The following is a 20,430-nucleotide window of genomic DNA, read 5'->3' as shown; positions in this document are numbered from 1 at the left end:
CGCCGCCAGCATCGTGCCGTCGTCCGCCACGGCGAGCGGCTCGAGCCCGCCCGGCGCGGCGGCGACCAGCTCCGCCTCGCCGCTCGCGGGCAGGCGCCAGATCCCGGGCTTGTCCTCGAAGGAGTCGCCGGCGGGATCGGGACGAGCGGAGATGAACAGCACCGAGCCGTCCGGTCCCGGTCGCGGACCGCTCTCGCCCTTCTCCGACCGGGTGAGCCGCCGTGCGGGCTCGGTGCCCGTCGGATCCAGCTCCCACAGGGCCGACGGGGTGCGGGCCCCGTGCTCGTCGGCCTCCTGGAACGCGGCGACCACCCGGCCGCCCGGGAGAGCGGCGAGGGAGGCGAGGCGGGGCAGGCGCAGCGGCCCCTCGACATCCGAGAAGTCGGTGAACGCCCGGGTGGAGGCGAGGTCGGCGGGGGCGGTGGCGGCGTCGTCGGTGCTCATCCCCGCCACGTTACCGCCGGGTCAGGTGCGGCGGACCCGCTCAGGGGATCAGCACGATCTTCCCGGCGCTGTGCCCGGTCTCCACCGCGGCCATCGCCTCCGCGGCGGCGACGAGCGGGTAGCGGGCGGTGACGTGCGGATCCACCGCCCCGTCGGCGACCAGCCGGGTGATCTGCGCGAGCGCATCCTCGGACGAGGGACGGCCGCCGCCGCCGAGCTCCTCGGCGGTGGCCTGATCGGCCGCGGAGAGGATCCGCGCCGAATCTTTGGTGAGCGGCGCGAGGTCCCGCGGCGGCGCCCGCCGACGAGGTCGATCAGCAGGTCCACGCCGTCCGGGGCGAGGTCGCGCACCGCGTCCGCGGCGCCGTCGCCGGAGAGGACGTGCTCGGCGCCCGCGGACTCGACCAGCTCCTGCTTCGCCCTCGAGGCGACGCCGAGCACCCGGGCCCCGGCCGCGACGGCGACCTGCGCCGCCATCCGGCCGACGCCCCCGCCGGCGCCGAGCACCAGCACGGTCTCGCCCGGTGCGGCGGTGGCGGCGAGGTCCCAGGCGGTCGTCCCCGCCACCGGCGCCGTCGCTGCCTGCTCGCAGGCGACCTCCGGCGGGCGGTGCACCGTGGCGGAGGCCGTCAGCACGGTGTGCTCGGCGAAGGCGCCGAGGCCGCGGGCGGGCGCACCGAGAACGTCGTCCCCGATCTCGAAGCCGTTGACCCCCTCGCCGAGGGCGGTGACCACGCCTGCCGCCTCGAGGCTGAGCGCGAGCGGCGCGACCCCGTGGTCCCGAAGAGTCCCTCGCGGCGCTTCGCGTCGGCCGGGTTCACCCCCGCCACCCTCACCTCGATCGCGATCTCGCCGGGCCGCGGCGCGGGCGCCTCCCGGGTGCTCAGCCGCTGGTTCTCGGGCCCGCCGTAGGCGGTGGTGACGAAGACGGTGCTCATGCCCGGATCCTTCGCCGCTTCGCGCCGCGGGTCAAGGCTCGCCGGGACAGGACGGGCCGGCCGGGTCGGGGCGTGGCCCGGCGGCGCGAGGCGGAACCGGACGGTGCGGCCGCGGAGCGGGCTGCGATCCTCTCAGGGCGGTGCTCGTCCCGGAAGTGCGGCGCCGACGGTGCGGACCCAGAGCACGGGCTCGGTGGTGTGGTCTTGGTTCGTCGGCATCGGACAGCGCATGTGTCGCAGAGAACTGCGTACATCATGTACGTGATGTACGCAGTTCTCTGCGAGGACTTCCCTGTTCCCTGCCCCCGTCCCCTGTGTCCTGCCTCGTAAGGCGGGCGGGAGGGCTGTGCGCGGGCGGGCGGTCCATCGGTAGGCGTCGGCGAAGGGGCCTGTGGGGCGCCGGTGACGCGCGCCGGCGAAGGAGCTCGGGGCCGCCTGCGGTGAACGCAGGCGCGGCCCGCCCGGACTCAGATCTCCTGGCGGCGTACCAGGCGCGGCACGGTGCGCAGGATCATCATCACCAGCAGCAGGATCCCCACGTAGCCGTTGATGACGTAGACGATGTTGACCATCTGCGAGAACGGCGGCACCAGCCCGATCAGGGTGCCGACCGCGGCGAGCACCACGGTGAGGCGCTTGAACTTCGGAGTGCCGTCGGCGAAGAAGCGCTGGGAGACGGTCCACAGCGGCGGCACGGCCGTGGTGAAGATTCCCGCGAGGATGATCAGCGAGAAGCCCGAGGCGAGGACGGGGCTGATCTCGTTCGCGAGCACCAGCATCGGGATCTCGGTGCCGGCGACGAACTCGATGTTCGCCAGCAGGCCGAGCCCGACGATCATGCGGGCCAGCGCGAAGACGGACCCGCCGAGGACGCCGCCCGAGGCGGCCTCGCGGTTGCTGCGGGTAGTGCGGCCCAGCGCCGTCAGGAACGCCGCGAGCCACAGCATGCAGAAGCCGACGTAGGACAGTCCCGACATGAACCAGTTGTTCGAGGCCTGCACCAGGTCGAGCGAGGGAAGCATCGAGACACCCTCGCCGACGCCGTGCGAGGAGCGGACGATGCCCACGATGCCCAGCGCGATCGCGATCACCACGATGACCGGGCCGATCTTGCCGATCACGTCCACCAGGCTCGAGAGCCCGAAACAGGCCGTCAGCCCCACCACGACCGCGAGCGCCACGCCGCCGACGTACTTCGAGAGGCCGTAGTGCTCCTCGAGCACGGCGCCCGCGCCCGAGACCATCACGGTGAAGCTCAGGAACACGAACAGGATCGAGAACCAGTCGAAGAAGGTGCCGAGGTATCTGCCGCAGTAGTAGTAGAAGATCCGCGAGGGCCTGTCGAACTGGTGCTTCCGCCCGACGAGGAAGAACTCCACGCACACGTAGGAGATCAGCACCAGCACCAGCAGGCCGGTGCCGAAGACCCCCCAGTAGCCGTAGGAGGTGAAGTACTGCAGGATCTCCTGCCCGGTCGCGAAGCCCGAGCCGATCAGGAAGGCGATGATCGCCCCTGCATAGGTGAGGGCCCGCGGCGGGCCCTTCTTCTCGGTCGTCGCGAGATCGCGCCGCTTGGTCGACTGTGCCACGGAAGCTCCTGTCCGGGAACCGCCCGGTGCGGGTCGCGGCCGCCCCTCATCGGACGGCCGGCGCCGGCGCGCCGGGAGGGTGCCGGTCGACGTCGACCCGGGCACCACTGATACATGAGTTGTCGGACGTCAATGAATGTGGCGCCCCTCACGCCGTCAAGCATGTGATCACATACTCGACGGCGTGAGGGGCGCCTGGCGTCATGCCATAGTCGCCGGGCTCGGCACCTGTGAGGACGTCGTCGCCGCGAGCGCCGGGCCCACGTCGTCGGCCGGACGGGTCGGGCGCCGACGGCGCAGGAGCCGCATGGCGTTCGCGATCACCGCCAGCACCGACGCCTCGTGCACCAGCATCCCGATCGCCATCGTGACGCCGCCGGCGAACACGCCCGCCAGGAGCGACGCCACCGTCGCGACCGCGAGGACGATGTTCTGGCGCATCACCCGCACGGTGCGGCGGGCGAGGCCGAGGGCCTCGGGCGACCGCAGCAGGTCGTCATGCATCAGGGCGATGTCCGCGGTCTCGATCGCGACACCGCCGCCTGCCGCGCCCATCGCCACGCCGATGTCGGCCGTGGCGAGCGCGGGGGCGTCGTTCACGCCGTCGCCGACCATCGCGACCGTGCGTCCCTCGCGCTGCGCAGCGCGGTGACCGCGGCCAGCTTGTCCTCGGGCAGCGGCCCGGCGCGGACCTCGTCGATCCCGACCTGCGCCGCGACCGCCTCGGCCACCCGCCGGTCGTCGCCGGTCAGCATCAGGACGCCGCGCACGCCCTCCGCGTGGAGGTGTCGGACCATCTCGGCGGCCTCCGGACGCGCCGGTCCGCGACCGCGAGCACGCCGATCACGGTGCCGTCGAGCGCGACGGCCATCGGGGTGCGGCCGAGCCCGGCCAGGCGCGCGATCTCCTCCTGCGCCCCGGCGGGGACGAGGACGCCCTCGTGCTCCAGCGGCGGCAGGTTCCCGACAGCGACGCGCCTGCCCTCGACCGCGGCGACGATGCCCTTGCCGGGCACCGGCTCGGTGTGCTCGGGCAGGTCGCCGGGGACGATGCCCTCCTCGGCCGCGCCCTCGAGCACCGGGCGGGCCAGCGGGTGCTCGGACCCGGCCTCGGCCCGTGCCGCCCAGCGCAAAGACCGCGGTGCGGTCCAGGGCGGGGTCGAGCACGGTGACGTCAGTGAGATAGGGGCGGCCCTCGGTGAGGGTGCCGGTCTTGTCCAGCGCGACGGTGTCGACCTCGGCGCTGGTCTCGAGGAACTCCCCGCCCTTGATGAGCAGGCCGTCCCGGGCGCCGCGGCCGATGCCGGCGACGACCGCGACCGGGATCGAGATGACCAGCGCGCCGGGGCGACCGATCACGAGCAGGGTCAGGGCGAGCACCACGTCGCCGGTGGCGAGCCCGGCGAGCAGGGCGAGCAGGATGATGCCCGGGGTGTACCAGGTGGAGAAGCGCTCCAGGAAGGTCTGCGTGCGGGCCTTCGCGTCCTGCGCCTCCTCGACCCGGTGGATGATCCGGGCCAGCGTCGTGTCGGCGCCGACGCCGGTGGCGCGCACCTGCAGGAACCCGCCGGCGGAGACGCCGCCGGCGAACACCGGGTCGTCCTCGCCCTTCGCGGCGGGGATCGACTCGCCGGTGATCGCGGCCTCGTCGATCGCGCCCGTGCCGGCCAGCACCGTCCCGTCGACCGGGACCTTGGCGCCGTTCTTCACGAGCACCGTCTCGCCGAGGCGGACCTCGGCGGCCGGGATCTCGACCTGCTCGCCCGTCCCGCGAGCACGATCGCGAGATCGGGGGCGGCGGCGACGAGCTCGGTGAGCGCGGAGCGGGTGCGGTCCATGGTGCGTGCCTCGAGCGCATGCCCGACGGCGAACAGGACGGTCACCGCGGCGGCCTCCCAGTACTCGCCGATCACCAGGGCGCCGGAGGCGGCGATCGTGACCAGCAGGTCGATGCCGACGGTGCGCACCTGGAGGGCGCGCACGGCGGCGAGGAGGATCGGAGCGCCCGCGACGACCGCGGCGAGCACCATCAGGGCGTCGGAGGCGAGGAAGGGGATCGGGCGGTCGAGGTGGAGGCCGAGCTCGCCGTGCCCGGCGCCGAAGGGGTTCACCCCGGCGCCGAGCGAGAGCAGGGCGGCCAGCAGGATCAGCGCGCCTGCGAGCACCGGCGTGCTCCACGGGCCGCGCCGCCAGCGCCGCAGGGCGGTCATGACAGGTCCTCTCGGTCAGGTGATGGGTGGGGCCGGCTCAGAAGGCCGACGGCGCGGCCGTGTAGCCGGCCTTCGCGATCGCGTCGACGATCTGCTCGGTGGTGGCCACGGCCGGGTCGTGCTCGACCTCGACGCGGCTGGACGCGAACTTCACCGTGACGTCCTGGACGCCCTTCAGACGACCGACCTGCTTCTCGATCTTGGCCACGCACGAGGGGCGACTGAAGCCCTCGGCGCGGAAGACGGTGCGGGTGCTCGCGGGGGTGGTGGAACCGGTGGTGGCAGACATCGGATGCGGTCCTCTCTCGGTGCTGCGAGGGTGTCTCCCTCGCTGTCACCTCGACCGTAGGAACGAACCGTCGGCCCGACCATGACGGCGGTCAATCAACCGCACCCTGTTTCTGACCAGGACCGATGTCCCTTTCGGCCCGCGCCGTGCGGGCTATCCTCGCGCCATGACCGCCCCTGACGGGCGGCGCACCATCCCGCTCGCGGAGGTGACGTCGCCGCACCAGTGCCCGGCCCCCGTGCGCCTCGGCGTCCTCGCCCGCTCCGCCTACTTCCACGGCCTGGACGAGCAGGCGCTCGAGCGGGTCGACCGCCGCATGCGCACCCTCACGATCCCGGCCGACGCGCCCGTCTTCCGGGCGGGGGAGCCGGCCGACGCGCTCTACGTCGTCGCCGAGGGACGGATGCGGATCGCCGAGGACACGGCCTCCGGTTCTGTCGTGGTCACCGACATCCTCGGCCCGGGTCAGATGTTCGGCGCGATGAGCGACCTCGGCGACCCGGTCCACCAGCGCACCGCGACCGCGCTGGTCGGCTCCTGCCTCGCCGCGCATCGGGCAGGAGGCGTTCCGCGAGGTGATGGTCGAGAACCCCGTGGTCGGGCCGCGGGTCGTCGACGACCTCGCCGCACGGCTCTCCCGTGCACAGTCCGACATGGGACGGCAGAGCACCGCCACCGTCGAGCGGCGCGTCGCCCGGGCGCTGCTGCGCCTCGCCGACTCCCTCGGCGAGGACCGGGGCGCCCAGGGCCTGCTGCTCGAGGTGCCGCTGTCCCGCGCGGACCTCGCCGGTCTCGCCCGCTCCACCCCGGAGTCGGTCTCCCGCGTGATGAGCGCGCTGCGACGCGAGGGCGTCATCGACTCCGGCCGGCGCTGGACCTCGATCCTGGACCGCGACGCGCTCGAGGAGCGGGCCGAGGACACGTGAACCGGACTGCCGAGATCGGGCAGGATGCAGGGACGGCTCGTGAGGGACTGCGAGGCACGGGCCCCCTCTCGGACCGCTCCGCCTGACCAGATCGTCCAGCCGAAGGGATCCGCTCCGATGGCAGAACACCGCGACGCCGACGACTTCAGCCCGCCCCCGTTCTCCTTCGCACTCATGGGCCATCTCGCGACAGGGATGGTCAAGGCCGCCGTGATCGCCCTGCTGCTCTGGGGTCTGGGACCGACGGGGTGGACGGCGAGCGTCTCCGCGGGATCCGCGATCACCACGGCCGTGGTCGTGATGGTGGCGATCGAGCTCGCCACCACCGGCGTGGAGCGGATCTTCGTCCTCCGGCACCGACACCCGGACCCCGGGAGCATCACGATGACGGTGATCGTCGCCGTGCTCCCGCCGCCGATCGGCCTTCTCGCCGGGCTGGTCCTCGGCCCGGCGCCGTCGTCGGCCCTGACCACGATGGTCGTCACCACGGCGGTCTACGGGATCGCGCTCGTGACGCTGGAGCGTCCGTGGGCCGACGGGGACACCCAGGCCGACATCCGCAGGAAGCACGAGGAGACGAGGGCGATGACGAGGGAGCAGTTCCGGTCCGAATGACCCGCGTCCTCGCCGGCGTCGGACCCTCGTGGTCCTCTGGTGCCCCCGGCAGGATTCGAACCTGCGACACCCGCTTTAGGAGAGCGGTGCTCTATCCCCTGAGCTACGGAGGCGCTCCGGTCCGGTCGGGGGATGAATCCCCGTGACCGAAGGCCTGGGTCATCGTAGCGTCCCGTGGCAGGATCGCTCCATGTCGACCGCATCGCACGAGACCGCCGCCACCGTCGCCGCCGTGATCCTGGCCGGGGGAGCGGCTTCGCGCCTGGGCGGGACCGACAAGACCCGTCTGCCCATCGCGGGCGCGAGCGTGCTCGAACGCGTCGCGCGCGCCGCCCCCGTCGGCCGCCGCATCGTGGTGGGCCCGAGCGGGGCCGACGGCGGCGACCTCGCCGCCCGCCACGGCGCCCGCTTCGTGCTCGAGGACCCGCCGCGCTCCGGGCCGCTGGCCGCCCTCGCCCGCGGCGTCGCCGAGATCTCCGAGGCGCCCGACGAGGCGACCGCGCTGGTCCTCGGCGGGGACATGCCGCTCGCTGCGCCCCGAGACGCTCTGCGCCCTCGCCGCCCGCGGCGCCGAGACCGGCCGCGTCGTCGCCCTCGAGTCGAAGGACGGGCACGTCCAGTTCCTCGGCGCCGCCTGGCCGCTCGGCCGGCTCCGCGCTGCGCTCGCCCAGATCGAGCACACCGGCGGCGGCTGGGCGGACCTCAGCCTGCGCCGCCTCTACGGCACGCTCGCCGACGACGAGCTCGTGAGCCTGCCCGTCACCGGCTCCGAGGCCGCCGACATCGACACCCCCGACGCCCTGGACCAGGTGCGCCGCGCCGCCGGCCCCCGCATCGCACTCGCCCAGATCGAGGTGCCCACCGATCACGAGTCGATGGTCGCCGTGGTCCGCGGCGCCGTCGCCGAGGCCGCCGAGGAGGGCGCCCACCTCGTGCTCCTGCCCGAGGCGACCCTCGCCCCCTTCGGCACCGATCTGCGCGCCGCCGCCGAGACCCACCACGAGGACTTCGCCTGCCTGCTCCAGGCGCTCGCCGACGAGCACTCCGTCGTCGTGGTCGCCGGCTCCTTCAGCCCCGCCGACGACGGCCGCGTCCACAACACCGTCCTCGTGCGCGGCCCCGGCGGCACCCCCTCGCTCGAGTACCGCAAGATCCACCTCTTCGACGCCTTCGACGCCGATGAGTCCGCCACCGTCGCCCCCGGGCAGGAGCTGGTCACCTTCGACCTCGCCGGCACCCGCTTCGGCCTCGCCACCTGCTACGACATGCGATTCCCGGAGCAGTTCACGGCGCTCGCCCGCCGCGGCGCGCACGCGATCCTGCCGCCGACGGCCTGGGCCGAGGGTCCCGGCAAGCGCGAGCGGCTCCAGCCGCTGCTCGCGCGCGCGGGCGCTGGACTCCACCACGGTGATCCTCGCCGCCGACCAGTCCCCGCCCGCCGGCTACGCGGGCAGGGCCCCGCGCGGCATCGGCCGCTCCGCCGCCGTCGGCCCGCTGGGCCGGATCCGCCAGGAGCTCGGACTCGAGCCCGGACTGCTGATGGTCGACCTGGACCTCGCCGAGGTCGAGACGGCGCGCGCGGCCCTGCCCGTCGCGCGTCACGCGGTGCCGCTGCCCGAGCGCTGAGCCCGCGGCGAGCACGACCTGATCACGTGGCTGTCGGGCGCGCGACCGGCGGGCCCGCCTGTCGGCGTGACCTGGCGAACAGACCCGCCCCGACCGTCTCGCGTACCCTGCCGGAGTGAACACCCTGCTCAGCCGCCGTGCCTCCGTTCGCCCCGCCGCCCTCGCAGCGCTCTTCGCCGCCCTGCTCGCCGCGCTCCTCGCGCTCGGCGCGCCCGCGCAGGCCCATGACACGCCGCTCGAGTCGGATCCGGCCGACGGCGCGACGCTGGAGACCTCGCCCGAGGCGATCACCCTCACCTTCTCCGCCGACGTCCTCGAGGTGAGCCCGCTGGTGCGGATCACCGACGAGTCCGGCGAGCGACTGGCCGAGATCACCCCGAGCGTCGACGGACCCGTCGCCACAGCGACCCTCGAGGAGCCGCCGCCCGCCGGGACCAGCACCGTCCAGTGGCGCGTCGTCTCCAGCGACGGCCATCCCATCGAAGGCACCTTCGAGGTGACCGTCGAGCCGGACGCCGCCGCGGAGAAGACCACCGAGGCGCCCGCCGAGGGGAGCGACCGCCGAGGAGAGCGCCCCCGCCGAGACCACCGCCCCCGCCGAGGAGGGCGAGCAGGCCACGGCAGAGGCCGCCGAGGAGGAGAGCGGCTCCTCGATGACCCCGCTGCTGATCGTGCTCGGCGTCGTCGTGGTCGGCGCGGTCGTCGCGGTGTCGCTGATCATGCGCCGCCGCGACTGACACCCGGCCCGTCGGTCGCTGGGCCGGACCCGGACACGGAAGAACCCCCGAGGTATGCCTCGGGGGTTCTTCGCTGCTCAGGGGGAGCGGGGACTCAGTTGTCCTTGTTGTCGTCCCCGCCGAGTCCGAGTCGGTCGCGGGCGGCGTCCGCGCCCTTGTCGACGTGGCCGTCGGCGTTGTCCGGAGTGCGACCCTTGACCTGCTCGGTCGCACCGTCGAGGCCCTGCTCGACCTTGTCCGGGTTGTCGTCGGCGAAGCCCTTGGCCTTGTTCAGCGCGTCATCGAAGCCCATGTTCATGTCCTTTCGCTCGCGGAACCACCCCGTGACCGGGGCGACATCGCCAACCTACGACGCCCCGCCGCCGTGACTCAAACGTGACCCGACGATCCGACCAGATCTGGTCGAAACTGCGCGCGACAGGCGTGATCAGTCGCAAAGCGCGCAATACTGTCTGCGTGAGCATGCGCGAAGCCGGGCCCCGCCCCTCCCCGTCGACCCCCTCGAGCCCGTCCGAGGCGCCGCGCCGCGCAGCGAGGGGACGCGGCGCCCGCTGGGACCACGTGCTCTCGCTGCTGACCACCACCAAGCGCCTCAGCGTCGCCGAGGTCGCCGCTGACCTCGAGGTCAGCGAGTCCACGGTGCGACGGGACTTCATGGAGATGGAGCGGGCCCAGCTCGCCCGCCGCACCCACGGCGGGATCGTCGCGGTCGACGTCGCCTACTCCCTCGCCAGCGTCCCGCGCGCGGCCGACGAGGGCTCCGGCCAGCGCGAGCGGGTCGCGGACCGCGCCGCCTCCCTCGTCGAGCCCGGGCAGATCATCGGCTTCAACGGCGGGCGCACCACCACCTCCGCCGCCCGCCGGGCCGTCTCCCGCTCCGACCTCGACTCCCGCGACGGGACGCCGGGCCTGACCGTGGTCTGCGCGGCGCTGAACATCGCGACCGAGGCTGTGCCGCGCCCCTCCGTGCGCACCGTCGTGCTCGGCGGCGTCGCCGAGCCCTACTCCTTCGAGCTCACCGGCCCCCTCGCCACCGCCACCATGCGCGACCTGTGGCTGGACACGATGTTCGTCGGCACCGTCGGACTCGACCTCGGCGCGGGCCTGACCTGCAACTCCGACGCCGAGGCCGGCGTCACCCGGATGATGATCGGCCACTCCCGCCGCGTCGTCGGCCTCGCCACCGCCGACAAGATCGGCCACCGCGCGCTCGCCGGGATCTGCCCCGTCTCCGTGCTCACCGACCTGATCATCGCCGGCCCCGTCCCCGAGGACCTCCGCGCCCATCTGCAGGAGAGCTCGGTGCGCCTGCACGAGGTGTGAGCAGGTCGGGCGTCCCACGGCGGCACGCCTGCGCTGACGCGGGCCGCGCTCCCGGTAGCGTGGGCTCCCATGTGGAGTTTCCTGCGCGGGAAGAAGCGACCGGAGAGCACGGGCCAGGAGGCGCCGTCGCGCGACGACGCCCTGTCGGCCCTCGCCCGGGAGCGTCGCGGCGAGCGGTCCGGGGATCAGCAGGAGGCCTCCGCGAGCCCCGATCCGGCACCCGCCGCGCCGCGGCGCGAGGAGCCTCCGGCGGAGCCGGCGCGGACCGGCGGCTACGAGGTCGTGCTCGACCACCGCTTCGACGAGGTCGGGGCCGGGATCGCGCCCGAGCAGGACGAGGACGGCGTGCCCGTGGTCCGCCGCGAGCACCGACCGCTCAGCCGCGAGGACGGCGTCGCCGACGCCCTGGACCGCTGGGCCCAGCAGATCACCGGCGGCGTCACCGCCCCCTCCTTCCTCACCCAGATCCGTGCCGGCGGCACGGTCCTGGACCTCACCCACTCCCACCCCTCCGGGCTCGCGCGGCTCCTCGCCGGCCGCGGCCCCACGCGCCTGTCCTCCCTGGTGCGCGAGGTCGGGGCGCTCGCCGACGCCCGCGCCCACGCCCGCACCATCCGCGAGGTCGCCGAGCGGCACGCGGAGGAGGTGGGGCTGACCACCTGCCATCTCGGGATCGGCGAGGCGATCTGGTACCCCGAGGACGGCTCCGAGCCGATCCACGCCCCCGTGCTCGTGCGCCCCGTGACCCTTCGCCTGCGCGGCAACGCCCGCGAGGATGTCGACCTCGAGGTCGACGCGACCGCGGACCTCAACCCCGTCCTGCTGCGCGCCCTGCGCGAGGCCGGCGTCGCCGTCGACGCCCGCGCGCCGCTGGCCACGACCGACGGTGCGCACGGCTTCGACCCCAACCCCGTCCTGGACGCCTTCCGCTCCCTCGGCCAGCCGCTGACCGGCTTCCGCGTCCTGCACGCCCTCGTCGTCGGGAACATGATGGACGCGGCCGGCTCCGTCGCCGAGGACCTCGCCGAGGCGCGCGAGGACTGGGCCGCCTCGCCGCTGGTCGCCGCGCTCGCCGGCGACGAGACCGCCCGCACCGAGGTGCGCGGCGCGGAGCAGGGAATGGCCCCGGAGGTTCCTGAGGACGAGCTGGTCGCCGCCGTCGACCCCGGCCACCGCGCCGTGCTCGAACGGGTCCTGGCCGGCGGGGACCTCGCCGTGCCCACCCCGCCCGGCACCTCCAGCCTCGACCTCGTGGTCGACCTCGCCGAGGAGCTCAACGCCCGCGGGAAGAGCGTCCTGATCGTCTCCCAGCGCCGCCGCAACCTCTCCCAGCTCGTCGAGATCGCTCGTCGCCGCGGTCTCGAGGAGCTCGTCTTCGACCTCTCCCCGGACCCGTCCCTGCGGCCGCAACGCCTCCGCCTCGCTGTTGCGCGCCCTGCGCCGCGCCGGCTCCCACGGACTCGGTCCGGACGACGCCGCGCCCGAGGAGCTCGGCGCCAGCCGCGACATCCTCGTCGGCCACGTCGAGGCGATGCACCGGATCCAGGAGCCGTGGGACGCCTCCGCACACGACGCGATCTCTGCGCTCGCCGCGCTGACCCGCCTCCACCCCGCCCCTCGCACCTCCGTGCGCCTGCCCGGCTCCGTGGCCGCGCAGATGGTGGGGGAGGACCGCGACCGCTACGCCGAGGCGGCCGCGCGAGGCCGCCGAGGTGGGCGTGCTCTCCACCGGTCCCGAGCAGACCGCCTGGTACGGCGCGCCGATCAGCTCCGACACCCAGGCATCGCGGGCCGAGGAGCTCGTGGACCAGCCGCGCGCGGCGAGATCCTGCCGCAGCCTGCGTCGTGCCGGTGCCCGCGCCGGCGGCGAGCTGGGCCTGCGCGAGCCCGCGACCCTCGTCCAGCTCGGCGAGCGCCTCGCGCCGCTGGACCGGGTGCAGGCGCCGCTGGGCACCTTCCAGTCCGCCGTGTTCGCCGCCCCGTCGCCCGATCTCGTCGCCGCCACCGCCGACAAGCGCTGGCGCGAGGAGCGCGGCGTGGAGATGGGCTTCGGCGCCCGTCGGCGGCTGAAGAAGGAGGCCGCCGCACTGCGCGCCCCCGCCTCCCTGTCCCCGGACCTGCACCGCGACCTCGGCGAAGCCCGTGACGTGGTCGAGGAATGGCGCCGCCACGCCGCCGAGACGGAGGGGAGCCCCTCGCGGCCGTCCCTGCCCGAGGACCTCGAGCAGATCCACCGCATCGCCGCCCGCTCGCAGAAGGTGCTCGACGAGCTCGCCGTCGCCGCTGGACGGCACCGGAGCCGGCGCCGACCTCGCCCGCACCGACCTCGACGAGCTCGAGCGCCGTGTCGAGGCCCTCGCCGCGGACCGCCACGACCTCGAGACCCTCCCGCGGCGCACCGAGCCGCTGCGCCGACTCGGCTTCGACGGCCTCGGCGAGCTCGTCGAGGACCTCCGTGCCCGCCGCGTCCCGATCGACCAGGTCGGCGCCGAGCTGGAGCTGGCCTGGTGGCGCGGCGTCCTCGAGCTGATCGCCGGCGCCGAGCCGACCATCTCCCAGTACGACGGCACCTCCCTCTCCCAGGTCGCCGAGCGGTTCCGCCGCCTGGACTCCGCCTATCTCGCCGACGCCTCCGCCCGCGTGCACGCCGCGGCCGACGAGACGAGGGTGGCGACGATGAAGCTCTACCCGGACACCTCCCGCGCCGCGATCGCCGAGCTCGCCCGCTCCTCGACCGTGTCCATCCGCGACCTCGCCGCGAAGTACGAGGACATCCTCTTCGCGGCCCGCCCCGCCTGGCTCGCCTCCCCGTACCTGGTCCCGCAGGTCATCCCGCGGGGACGCCATTTCGACGTGCTGATCGTCGCCGACGGCGGGCGCCTGCCCACCGCCGCGGCGCGCCCTCGATCGTGCGGGCGTCGCAGACCGTCGTCGTCGGCGATGTGCTCGAGTACGGCGGGGACTCGGTCCCGAGCCTCCTCGACGACATCGCGCGCATCGCCCCGCACCAGGAGATCCTGCGCGATCCCCATCCCGCGACCGAGGGGCGCGCGGCTTCGCCCAGCGCCGCGCCCTGGTCGGCGAGGTCGTGGCCGTGCCGAGCCCCGTCGCCCCCGAGCAGGACCGTCTGGTCACCGTCGAGAACGGCCGCGGCCCCGTCACCGAGGGGACCGAGTACGTCGAGTCCACCGAGGCGGAGCCGCGCCGTGTCACCGACCTCGTGATCGAGCACGCCCGCACCCGCCCCGAGCGGTCCCTGGCCGTGCTCACCTTCACCGAGGAGCACGCCCGGCGCCTGATGGAGCGGATCATGAACACCGTCTCCGTCATCCCGGCGCCGCGCGAGTACTTCGACCCCGGCGCCCGCGAGGTGTTCACCGTCGCGCCCGCCGCGCAGGCCACCTCCGTGCGCGCGACGACATCATCGTCTCGATCGGCTTCGGGAAGACCCCGCACGGCCGGTCGCTGCACCGCTTCGGACCGCTGTCCGAGGAGAGCGGCCGCAAGGCCCTCGCCACCGTCATCACCCGCGCCCGCGGCCGCACCACCGTGGTCTCCTCCCTCGCCGTGCAGGACCTCGACCACGCCCGGCCGCGCTCCGACGGCGCCCGCGACCTGCGCGCCCTGCTCTGGGTGCGCGCAGGGCGGGCACGACGTCCCCGTCGTCCCCCACGTCGCCGCGCTCACCGGCAGCGACGAGGAGATCGCCCCGCCCGCCCCCGAGGCGCCGCGCGCCGCACCCGCCGCCCCCGCCCCGGACGGGAGCGAGGGGGCCGTGCAGGAGGGCCCCGGCGGCGCCGCGGCGGAGCCGGCCGCTCCCACGGAGCCGGCGCTCGCGCAGGAGCTCTCCGACGAGGACCTCGATGCCGCGATCGAGGCGGCGCTGGCCCGCAAGTCCGCCGGCTCCCCGCAGAGCGCGGACCCCGAGGCCGACGGCGCCGGGACCGGACAGGAGGCGGAGCGACCGGCGGCGGAGACCGACGGCGCCGGGACCGGTCAGGAGGCGGAGCGACCGGCGCCGGAGTCCGACGGCGCCTCCCAGGCCGCGACCGGTGGCGCCGCCGGTTCCGACGCGCCCGCGGGCGCCGAGGCGCCGTCCGACGCCGACGAGCCCGCCGCCGCGCGGCCCGAGCCGGAGGCCGAGCGGGCCCCGCGCGAGCTCGAGACCGACGCCCTCGTCCAGGACCTCGCCGACCGCCTGCGCCGGCTCGGCCTGCTGGTCGAGCGGGACTTCGGCCTGTCCGCGGACCGGATCGAGCTCGCGCTCGGCCACCCGGACATGCCCGGCCGACTCCTGCTGGCCGTGGACACCGACGGCGCCCACTACGTCGACACCCCCAGCCAGCGCGAGCGCGACCGGTCGCGGGCCGAGCGCCTCGAGGCCGCCGGCTGGGCGACCGAGCGCGTGTGGTCCTGGGCCCTGTTCATCGACCCCGACGGGGAGGCCGAGCGGATCCGTCGCGCCCTGGATCGGGCGCCGCGCCTGGTCCAGGAGGAGGAGAGCTCCGACTCGCCCTCCGGCGTCGGCACGATCCGCCATCGCCTGCCCCGCCCCCAGATTCCTGCCGGTCATCCGCTGAGTTTCTACTCCAGCGACGACTTCGACGCAGTGGTGGAGTACATCTGCTCCGATGGCCGCGCCCGGCTCGAGGAGCATCTGGCCACCGAGGTGCGCGCTTTCCTCGGCTTCGAGCAACGCTCCGTGGCGCTGGACGTCTCCGTCTCCAGCGCGATCCGCCGCTACCAGGAGCGGCAGTGAGCACCGGCTCCGCGGCCGACGGGGAAGCGTCGGCCCGCGGGAGAGCGGCGAGGCCCGCCCGCCGGGTCGTCGTCTCCTCCGTGACAGGCAAGCCGATCGACTGGGAGGCGCAGGGCGCGGCCGCGCCCGCCGCCTCGCGCGGCGAGGAGCCGAAGGTGCTCCCGGACCGCCTCGCCGAGGACGCCCCCGAGCCCGGGGCCGACGAGTCCAACGACGCCCGCCTCAGCGGCGACGTGCCCCCGCACTGGGGGCGCGACCGCTGACCGGACGGGGGAGCAAGTCACTGCTCGCCGCGCCCTTGACCGCCCCGGCGACGGCTTCCCGTGTCCGGGCGCGGGGTCGGTCACTCGCCGCTCCGTCCGGTGCCGGGACCTGGCGCCCGGCTCCGTAGGCTGGCCGCATGACGGACACCGCCCCCGCCGCCCCCGCCGACACCGACCTCCCGCGCCACCGCAATCCGCTCGGGAACCTCCTGCGCGGCGCGCTGATCGGGGTGGTCGAGACCGTGCCCGGCGTCAGCGGCGGCACCGTGGCGCTGGTCACCGGGATCTACGACGAGCTGATCGAGGTGGGGCACCGGATCACCGCCGCCGCCCGTCGCCTCGTGACCGGGCCGGAGCGCCTCGCCGGAGCGCGTGAGCAGCTGCGCGGCGTGAACTGGCCGCTCGTGCTTCCGCTGCTGGTCGGCATGGCGGCCGCCGTCCTCACCATCGCCGGGCCTATCGCAGGTCTCGTCGAGGACCATCCCGAGACGATGCGCGCCCTGTTCCTCGGCCTCGTCGCCGGCTCCGTGCTGGTGCCAGTGCGGCTCTCCGGCGGGGCGTGGCGCGGAGCGGAGCTCGGCCTGTTCGCCCTCGGCGCGGTCGGCGGGCGCTGCTGACCTCCCTGCCCTCGACCTCCCTCGAGCCGAGCCCGTGGGTGGTCGCCCCGGCCGCCGCGATCGCCGTGTGCGCGCTCGTCGCGCCCGGCGTCTCGGGGTCCTTCCTGCTGCTGAGCGTCGGCCTCTACCAGCCCACCCTGGAGGCCGTGGACCAGCGGGACCTCGGCTACGTCGCCTGGTTCGGGCTGTGGGCGCTCGTGGGGCTCGTGGTCATCGTGAAGCTCATGCGGATCCTGCTGACCCGTCACCACCGCGGCACCATGGTGGTGCTCGCAGGCGTCATGATCGGCGCCCTGCGCGCCTCTGGCCGTGGCAGGACGCCTCGGGCGCCCTGCGGCGCCCGGGCGCGGACTGGCCGATGATCTTGCTCCTCGCCCTCGTCGGCGTGGCGGCCGTGCAGGCTGCTCGTCCTCGTCGAGTCCCGCCTCGCCGCACGCGCGGCGTAGGCCCGAGAGCGCCCGCCGGGACGGCCCCCGCGCCCCGACGCCTGCGCCGTACCCTGGCGGCATGACTGACACGAGCACCGACAGCATCGACCTCTCCGCCATCCGCGTCGCCCTGATCGGGGCCGGGAACATGGGCGGGCCCGTCGGCCGCACCATGCTCGACGCCGGGGTGCGTCCCGAGAACCTGCGGATCGCGAACTCGAGCCCGGCCAGCAGCGAGCGCGCCGCGGAGGAGCTCGGCGCGACCGCCGCCGCCTCCCGGGCCGGCGCGGTCGAGGGCGCCGACGTCGTCGTTCTCGGCGTGAAGCCCTACCAGATCCTCGACCTCGTCGCCGAGCCGCGGGACGACCTCCCCGGCGGCGCCGTGGTGCTCTCCCTCGCCGCCGGCACCACCCTCGCGCAGATCCAGGACGCGCTCCCGTCGGGCGCCGCCGTCGCCCGTGCCATGCCGAACACCCCCATCTCGGTGGGGGAGGGTGCCGTGGGCCTCATGCGCGGCGACGCCGTCTCCGACGAGCGGCATGTCGCCGCTGCACGCCCTGTTCTCGAGCGCCGGCGTGGCCGTGGACATCACCGAGGAGCAGGTCCACGCCTTCATCGGCACCGCCGGCTCGATGCCCGCCTTCGTCTTCACGCTCATCGAGGCGATGACCGACGAGGCCGTGCGGCTCGGGCTGAAGCGCGACCTCGCCGCCTCCCTCGTGCGACAGACGGTGCGCGGCGCCGCGACCCTGCTCACCGAGAGCGGCACCCACCCGGCCGTCGCGAAGAACGCGGTCTCCAGCCCCGGCGGCACCACCGTGCAGGGCCTCGCCGCCCTCGAGCGGGAGGGCGTGCGCGCCGGCGTCGCCGCCGCGATGGCCGCCGCGGCCGACTCCTCCCGCGCGATGAGCAGAGGCTGATCGACGTGCTGCGAGCTTGCGAGCGGCAGGAGATCAGCAGGGAGGGCGCTGGCTGATCGACGTGCTGCGAGCTTGCGAGCGGTAGGAGATCAGCAGGGGGCGCTGGCTGATCGACGTGCTGCGAGCTTGCGAGCGGTAGGGGCACCGGTCACCCTGCCGCTCCGGCCGCGGCCCCGTCAGATGGTCAGTTACTGGCGTGTGGCGTACCACTACGCCGATATAGGCATAGAGGCACGCCACGCGCCGGCACCTGACCACACCCCGGCACGCCAGGCCCGGAGCGGACCTGCCACGGCCGGTCCGGCCCCGGAAGCACAGGCCCAGGCCCGGGAGAGCCGGTGCTCGCCCTGGTCGGCGCGCATGGTGTCCGCGGCGCTCAGGCGCGCTGGGAGAACTTCTCGATCTGGCCCGTGCGGCCGGAGACGATCAGCAGGTCGTGCGCGGCGACCACCGTCTCCGGCACCGCATAGGTGAAGTCCTTGCCCGGTGACTTCACGCCCACCACGGTCACGCCGAAGCGCTGGCGGATGTCGGAGTCGGCGAGGGTCATGCCCTGCACCTCGCGCGGCGGGCGCATCTTCACGATCGCGAAGTCGTCGTCGAACTCGATGAAGTCCATGAGGCGGCCGTTGACCAGGTGCGCCACGCGCTTGCCGGCATCGGCCTCGGGGTAGACGACGTGGTGGGCGCCGATGCGCCGCAGGATCCGGCCGTGGGCGGGGAGATCGCCTTCGCCCAGATCACGGGCTTGCCGAGGTCCACGAGGTTCGTCGCGATCAGCACGCTGGACTCGATCGAGGTGCCCACGCCCACCACCGCGGTGCGGAAGCCGCCGGCACCGACCTGCTCGAGCACCTCGGGCTGGGTCGCATCGGCCCGCACCAAGTGGGTGAGCTGGCCGGAGTACTTCTGGACGAGGTCCGGATCGGTGTCGATCGCGAGCACCTGCGTGCCGAGCTTCTCGAGGGTCAGGGCGATCGCGGCGCCGAAGCGGCCCAGGCCGATCACGAGGACGCCCTCGTCGCGGGCGGTGCGGGACATGTCGGCTCCTTCAGGTCGGGCGCGGTCGAGCTGGATGCGGTCGGAGGGGGACGGGGAGTGCCACCGGGACGGTGCGGCCGGGCACGGAGCCGAAGGGCGCCGCGGGGACGGACGCCGTGCGGACGGCCGCCGTGCAGTTCGTGGGCCGGGTCAGTCTAGGCCCGCCCGGACGGGCCCTGCCGTCGGCGCCCGGGCAGGACCGTGCCCAGGGCGGGCTCAGCCCACGATCGGCCGCTCCTCGGGGTACTGGATCATCCGCACCCGGGAGCGGACGGCGAGGGCGGCGCCCAGGGCCATCGGCCCGAGTCGTCCCACGTACATGCACAGCGCGAGGACGGCCTTCGCCTCGGTGGGCAGGGACGGGGTGATCCCGGTGGACAGCCCCACGGTGCCGAAGGCGGACAGTGACTCGAAGAGCACCTGGTCCAGCGAGTACGGGGTCATCCGCAGCAGCAGGAAGGTCGCCGCGAACACGATCGCGGCGCTCATGACGAGCACCCCGATGGCCTGGCGGATCGTGTCGTGAGGGATGCGCCGGCCGAACACCTCGACGTCGGGGTTGCCGCGGATCTCCGCCCAGATCGACAGCATCAGCGGCGCGAAGGTGGTCACGCGGATGCCGCCCGCGGTGGAGCCGGAGCCCCCGCCGATGAACATCAGCAGATCCGTCAGCAGGCGCGACTCGGTGGTCAGCTGGCCCACGTCCAGCGTCGCGAAGCCGCCCGAGCGCGGCATGATCGCGGCGAATCCCGCGGCGAGCACCTTCGTGCCCACGCTCTCGCTCCCCAGCGTGGCGGGGTTGGACCACTCCATCGTGAGATAGCCGCCGAACCCGACCACCAGCAGCGCGCCGTCGTGGTGAGGGTCAGCTTCGCGTGGACGCTCCACTTCCGCGGGGAGCGCGACTTCCGCACCACCACCAGGATCACGGGGAAGCCGAGGGAGCCGACCAGCACGGCGAGACCGATCGGGATGGTGAAGAACGGGTCGCCGAGGTACTGCGCAGTGCCCGCGGCCTCGGGCACGAAGCCCGCGTTGTTGAAGGCGCTGATCGCGTAGAACAGGCCCAGGAACAGGGACTCCCCGACCCCGTGCTCGGTGATGACCATGTACGGGGTCAGGGCCACGAAGGTCGCGATCTCGAAGGCGGTGGAGGTGATGAGGATGACCCGCGACACCCCGCCCACCTCGGCGAGCCGCTCGGCGCGGGTCTCCTGCGCGGTGATCACCCGCTGGGCGAGACCGAGCCGGTGCATCACCGAGATGCTCAGCAGCGAGGCGACGGTCATCAGCCCCAGGCCGCCGAGCTTCACCGCGACCATGATCACGGTCAGCCCGAAGGTCGACCAGTGGGTGCCGGTGTCGACGGTGACGAGCCCGGTCACGCAGATCGCGGAGACGGCGGTGAACAGCGCGTCGATGAGATCGGTGCCCTGACCGTCGCGCGTCGCGATCGGCGCGAGAGGAGCGCCGTGAACACGCCGATCAGCAGGGTCAACACGCTCAGCGTGATCCGGGCCGGGGTCGCCTTGGTCAGCGACCTGGCGTGATCGCGCAGGCCCTGCCGGCGGGCGTGCAGGGCAGGGCCCGACAGCCGCCGGCGGGTGGGCCGGGTCCCCCGTTCGGTCATCGCATCCTTCGTCCTCGTGGCGACCGGCGGTCGCGTCCGCGGCAGTCTAGACCCGTCCCGCGCGAACACCCGTCCC

General features: G+C 74.4%; 21 protein-coding genes, 1 tRNA gene and 6 pseudogenes. 14 read left to right on the top strand and 14 right to left on the bottom strand.

The window, feature by feature from the left end:
• Positions 1 to 484: 484 nt before the first annotated feature.
• The 8 genes and pseudogenes from WKH84_RS08440 to WKH84_RS08405 form a co-directional block, all read right to left on the bottom strand.
• Positions 485 to 589 carry a zinc-binding dehydrogenase gene (locus WKH84_RS08440; RefSeq protein ID WP_341856294.1) on the bottom strand — a complete coding sequence of 35 codons (105 nt, stop codon included), beginning with the start codon at positions 587 to 589 and terminating at the stop codon, positions 485 to 487.
• A 215-nt stretch (positions 590 to 804) separates the two neighbouring features.
• A pseudogene (locus WKH84_RS08435) lies at positions 805 to 921 on the bottom strand (NADP-dependent oxidoreductase); the annotation flags it as partial.
• 152 nt (positions 922 to 1,073) lie between these two features.
• Complete coding sequence (locus WKH84_RS08430) at positions 1,074 to 1,382, bottom strand: hypothetical protein (RefSeq protein ID WP_341856293.1); 309 nt, start codon at positions 1,380 to 1,382, stop codon at positions 1,074 to 1,076.
• A gap of 467 nt (positions 1,383 to 1,849) precedes the next feature.
• Positions 1,850 to 2,971, bottom strand: coding sequence for a hypothetical protein (locus WKH84_RS08425; RefSeq protein ID WP_341856292.1), 1,122 nt, complete (start codon positions 2,969 to 2,971; stop codon positions 1,850 to 1,852).
• A gap of 201 nt (positions 2,972 to 3,172) precedes the next feature.
• On the bottom strand, positions 3,173 to 3,571 hold the full coding sequence (locus WKH84_RS08420; RefSeq protein ID WP_341856291.1) for a hypothetical protein: 399 nt from the start codon (positions 3,569 to 3,571) through the stop codon (positions 3,173 to 3,175).
• The gene (locus WKH84_RS08415; protein WP_341856290.1) at positions 3,568 to 4,686 is read right to left on the bottom strand and encodes an HAD-IC family P-type ATPase; all 1,119 of its coding nucleotides are present in this window, start codon (positions 4,684 to 4,686) and stop codon (positions 3,568 to 3,570) included. Before WKH84_RS08415 ends, WKH84_RS08420 begins: the two co-directional genes overlap by 4 nt.
• Positions 4,677 to 5,180: a hypothetical protein gene (locus WKH84_RS08410; protein WP_341856289.1), complete on the bottom strand. Its 504-nt coding sequence runs from the start codon at positions 5,178 to 5,180 to the stop codon at positions 4,677 to 4,679. Before WKH84_RS08410 ends, WKH84_RS08415 begins: the two co-directional genes overlap by 10 nt.
• 37 nt (positions 5,181 to 5,217) lie before the next feature.
• Positions 5,218 to 5,469: a heavy-metal-associated domain-containing protein gene (locus WKH84_RS08405; protein ID WP_341856288.1), complete on the bottom strand. Its 252-nt coding sequence runs from the start codon at positions 5,467 to 5,469 to the stop codon at positions 5,218 to 5,220.
• Between the two features lie 166 nt (positions 5,470 to 5,635).
• Here WKH84_RS08405 and WKH84_RS08400 point away from each other — a divergent pair.
• The 3 genes and pseudogenes from WKH84_RS08400 to WKH84_RS08390 all read left to right on the top strand — a co-directional run.
• Positions 5,636 to 5,953: pseudogene (locus tag WKH84_RS08400) on the top strand (cyclic nucleotide-binding domain-containing protein); the annotation flags it as partial.
• Positions 5,954 to 6,047: 94 nt separating this feature from the next.
• A complete protein-coding gene (locus WKH84_RS08395; RefSeq protein ID WP_341856287.1) occupies positions 6,048 to 6,395 on the top strand; it encodes a Crp/Fnr family transcriptional regulator in 348 nt (115 codons plus the stop codon).
• A gap of 117 nt (positions 6,396 to 6,512) precedes the next feature.
• Complete coding sequence (locus WKH84_RS08390) at positions 6,513 to 7,010, top strand: hypothetical protein (protein WP_341856286.1); 498 nt, start codon at positions 6,513 to 6,515, stop codon at positions 7,008 to 7,010.
• Between the two features lie 37 nt (positions 7,011 to 7,047).
• Here WKH84_RS08390 and WKH84_RS08385 read toward each other — a convergent pair.
• Positions 7,048 to 7,123, bottom strand: a tRNA-Arg gene (locus WKH84_RS08385).
• Between the two features lie 77 nt (positions 7,124 to 7,200).
• Between WKH84_RS08385 and WKH84_RS08380 the strand changes: the two are divergent.
• From WKH84_RS08380 to WKH84_RS08370, 3 genes and pseudogenes are all read left to right on the top strand, one after another.
• Positions 7,201 to 7,503, top strand: a pseudogene (locus tag WKH84_RS08380) (nucleotidyltransferase family protein); the annotation flags it as partial.
• A gap of 253 nt (positions 7,504 to 7,756) precedes the next feature.
• The gene (locus WKH84_RS08375; protein WP_341856285.1) at positions 7,757 to 8,755 is read left to right on the top strand and encodes a nitrilase-related carbon-nitrogen hydrolase; all 999 of its coding nucleotides are present in this window, start codon (positions 7,757 to 7,759) and stop codon (positions 8,753 to 8,755) included.
• Positions 8,752 to 9,081: pseudogene (locus WKH84_RS08370) on the top strand (copper resistance protein CopC); the annotation flags it as partial. The gene WKH84_RS08375 and the pseudogene WKH84_RS08370, both read left to right, overlap by 4 nt.
• A gap of 386 nt (positions 9,082 to 9,467) precedes the next feature.
• Here the strand turns inward: WKH84_RS08370 and WKH84_RS08365 are convergent.
• A complete protein-coding gene (locus WKH84_RS08365; RefSeq protein ID WP_341856284.1) occupies positions 9,468 to 9,671 on the bottom strand; it encodes an antitoxin in 204 nt (67 codons plus the stop codon).
• Between the two features lie 164 nt (positions 9,672 to 9,835).
• Between WKH84_RS08365 and WKH84_RS08360 the strand changes: the two genes are divergently transcribed.
• The 8 genes and pseudogenes from WKH84_RS08360 to WKH84_RS08325 all read left to right on the top strand — a co-directional run bounded on the left by WKH84_RS08360 (position 9,836) and on the right by WKH84_RS08325 (position 17,683).
• A complete protein-coding gene (locus tag WKH84_RS08360; RefSeq protein ID WP_341856821.1) occupies positions 9,836 to 10,696 on the top strand; it encodes a DeoR/GlpR family DNA-binding transcription regulator in 861 nt (286 codons plus the stop codon).
• A 69-nt stretch (positions 10,697 to 10,765) separates the two neighbouring features.
• Positions 10,766 to 12,766, top strand: a complete 2,001-nt coding sequence (locus WKH84_RS08355) for a DUF4011 domain-containing protein (protein WP_341856283.1) — start codon at positions 10,766 to 10,768, stop codon at positions 12,764 to 12,766.
• Positions 12,767 to 13,790: 1,024 nt separating this feature from the next.
• The gene (locus WKH84_RS08350; protein WP_341856282.1) at positions 13,791 to 15,455 is read left to right on the top strand and encodes a hypothetical protein; all 1,665 of its coding nucleotides are present in this window, start codon (positions 13,791 to 13,793) and stop codon (positions 15,453 to 15,455) included.
• Positions 15,452 to 15,718: a hypothetical protein gene (locus tag WKH84_RS08345; RefSeq protein WP_341856281.1), complete on the top strand. Its 267-nt coding sequence runs from the start codon at positions 15,452 to 15,454 to the stop codon at positions 15,716 to 15,718. Before WKH84_RS08350 ends, WKH84_RS08345 begins: the two co-directional genes overlap by 4 nt.
• Positions 15,719 to 15,855: 137 nt before the next feature.
• Positions 15,856 to 16,335: a DUF368 domain-containing protein gene (locus tag WKH84_RS08340; RefSeq protein ID WP_341856280.1), complete on the top strand. Its 480-nt coding sequence runs from the start codon at positions 15,856 to 15,858 to the stop codon at positions 16,333 to 16,335.
• A 38-nt stretch (positions 16,336 to 16,373) separates the two neighbouring features.
• Positions 16,374 to 16,697, top strand: a complete 324-nt coding sequence (locus WKH84_RS08335) for a DUF368 domain-containing protein (protein WP_341856279.1) — start codon at positions 16,374 to 16,376, stop codon at positions 16,695 to 16,697.
• A 145-nt stretch (positions 16,698 to 16,842) separates the two neighbouring features.
• Positions 16,843 to 17,109 (top strand): annotated as a pseudogene (locus tag WKH84_RS08330) (NAD(P)-binding domain-containing protein); the annotation flags it as partial.
• A 193-nt stretch (positions 17,110 to 17,302) separates the two neighbouring features.
• Complete coding sequence (locus WKH84_RS08325) at positions 17,303 to 17,683, top strand: pyrroline-5-carboxylate reductase dimerization domain-containing protein (protein ID WP_341856278.1); 381 nt, start codon at positions 17,303 to 17,305, stop codon at positions 17,681 to 17,683.
• A gap of 376 nt (positions 17,684 to 18,059) precedes the next feature.
• On the opposite strand, the pseudogene WKH84_RS08320 reads toward WKH84_RS08325, so the two are convergent.
• The 4 genes and pseudogenes from WKH84_RS08320 to WKH84_RS08305 all read right to left on the bottom strand — a co-directional run bounded on the left by WKH84_RS08320 (position 18,060) and on the right by WKH84_RS08305 (position 20,354).
• Positions 18,060 to 18,724, bottom strand: a pseudogene (locus WKH84_RS08320) (TrkA family potassium uptake protein).
• A gap of 216 nt (positions 18,725 to 18,940) precedes the next feature.
• Complete coding sequence (locus WKH84_RS08315; protein ID WP_341856277.1) at positions 18,941 to 19,498, bottom strand: potassium transporter TrkG; 558 nt, start codon at positions 19,496 to 19,498, stop codon at positions 18,941 to 18,943.
• Positions 19,414 to 20,109, bottom strand: a complete 696-nt coding sequence (locus tag WKH84_RS08310; RefSeq protein WP_341856276.1) for a potassium transporter TrkG — start codon at positions 20,107 to 20,109, stop codon at positions 19,414 to 19,416. The genes WKH84_RS08315 and WKH84_RS08310 overlap by 85 nt, the downstream gene beginning before the upstream one ends.
• Entirely contained in the window at positions 20,106 to 20,354 is a 249-nt protein-coding gene (locus tag WKH84_RS08305) for a hypothetical protein (protein ID WP_341856275.1), read from the bottom strand. The genes WKH84_RS08310 and WKH84_RS08305 overlap by 4 nt, the downstream gene beginning before the upstream one ends.
• Positions 20,355 to 20,430 lie beyond the last annotated feature (76 nt).

Source organism: Brachybacterium sp. GPGPB12 (assembly GCF_038396325.1).
In the GTDB taxonomy this organism is placed as follows: domain Bacteria; phylum Actinomycetota; class Actinomycetes; order Actinomycetales; family Dermabacteraceae; genus Brachybacterium; species Brachybacterium conglomeratum.
The sequence above is the reverse complement of the archived record's forward strand: the minus strand, read 5'-3'. Positions and strand labels throughout refer to the sequence as shown.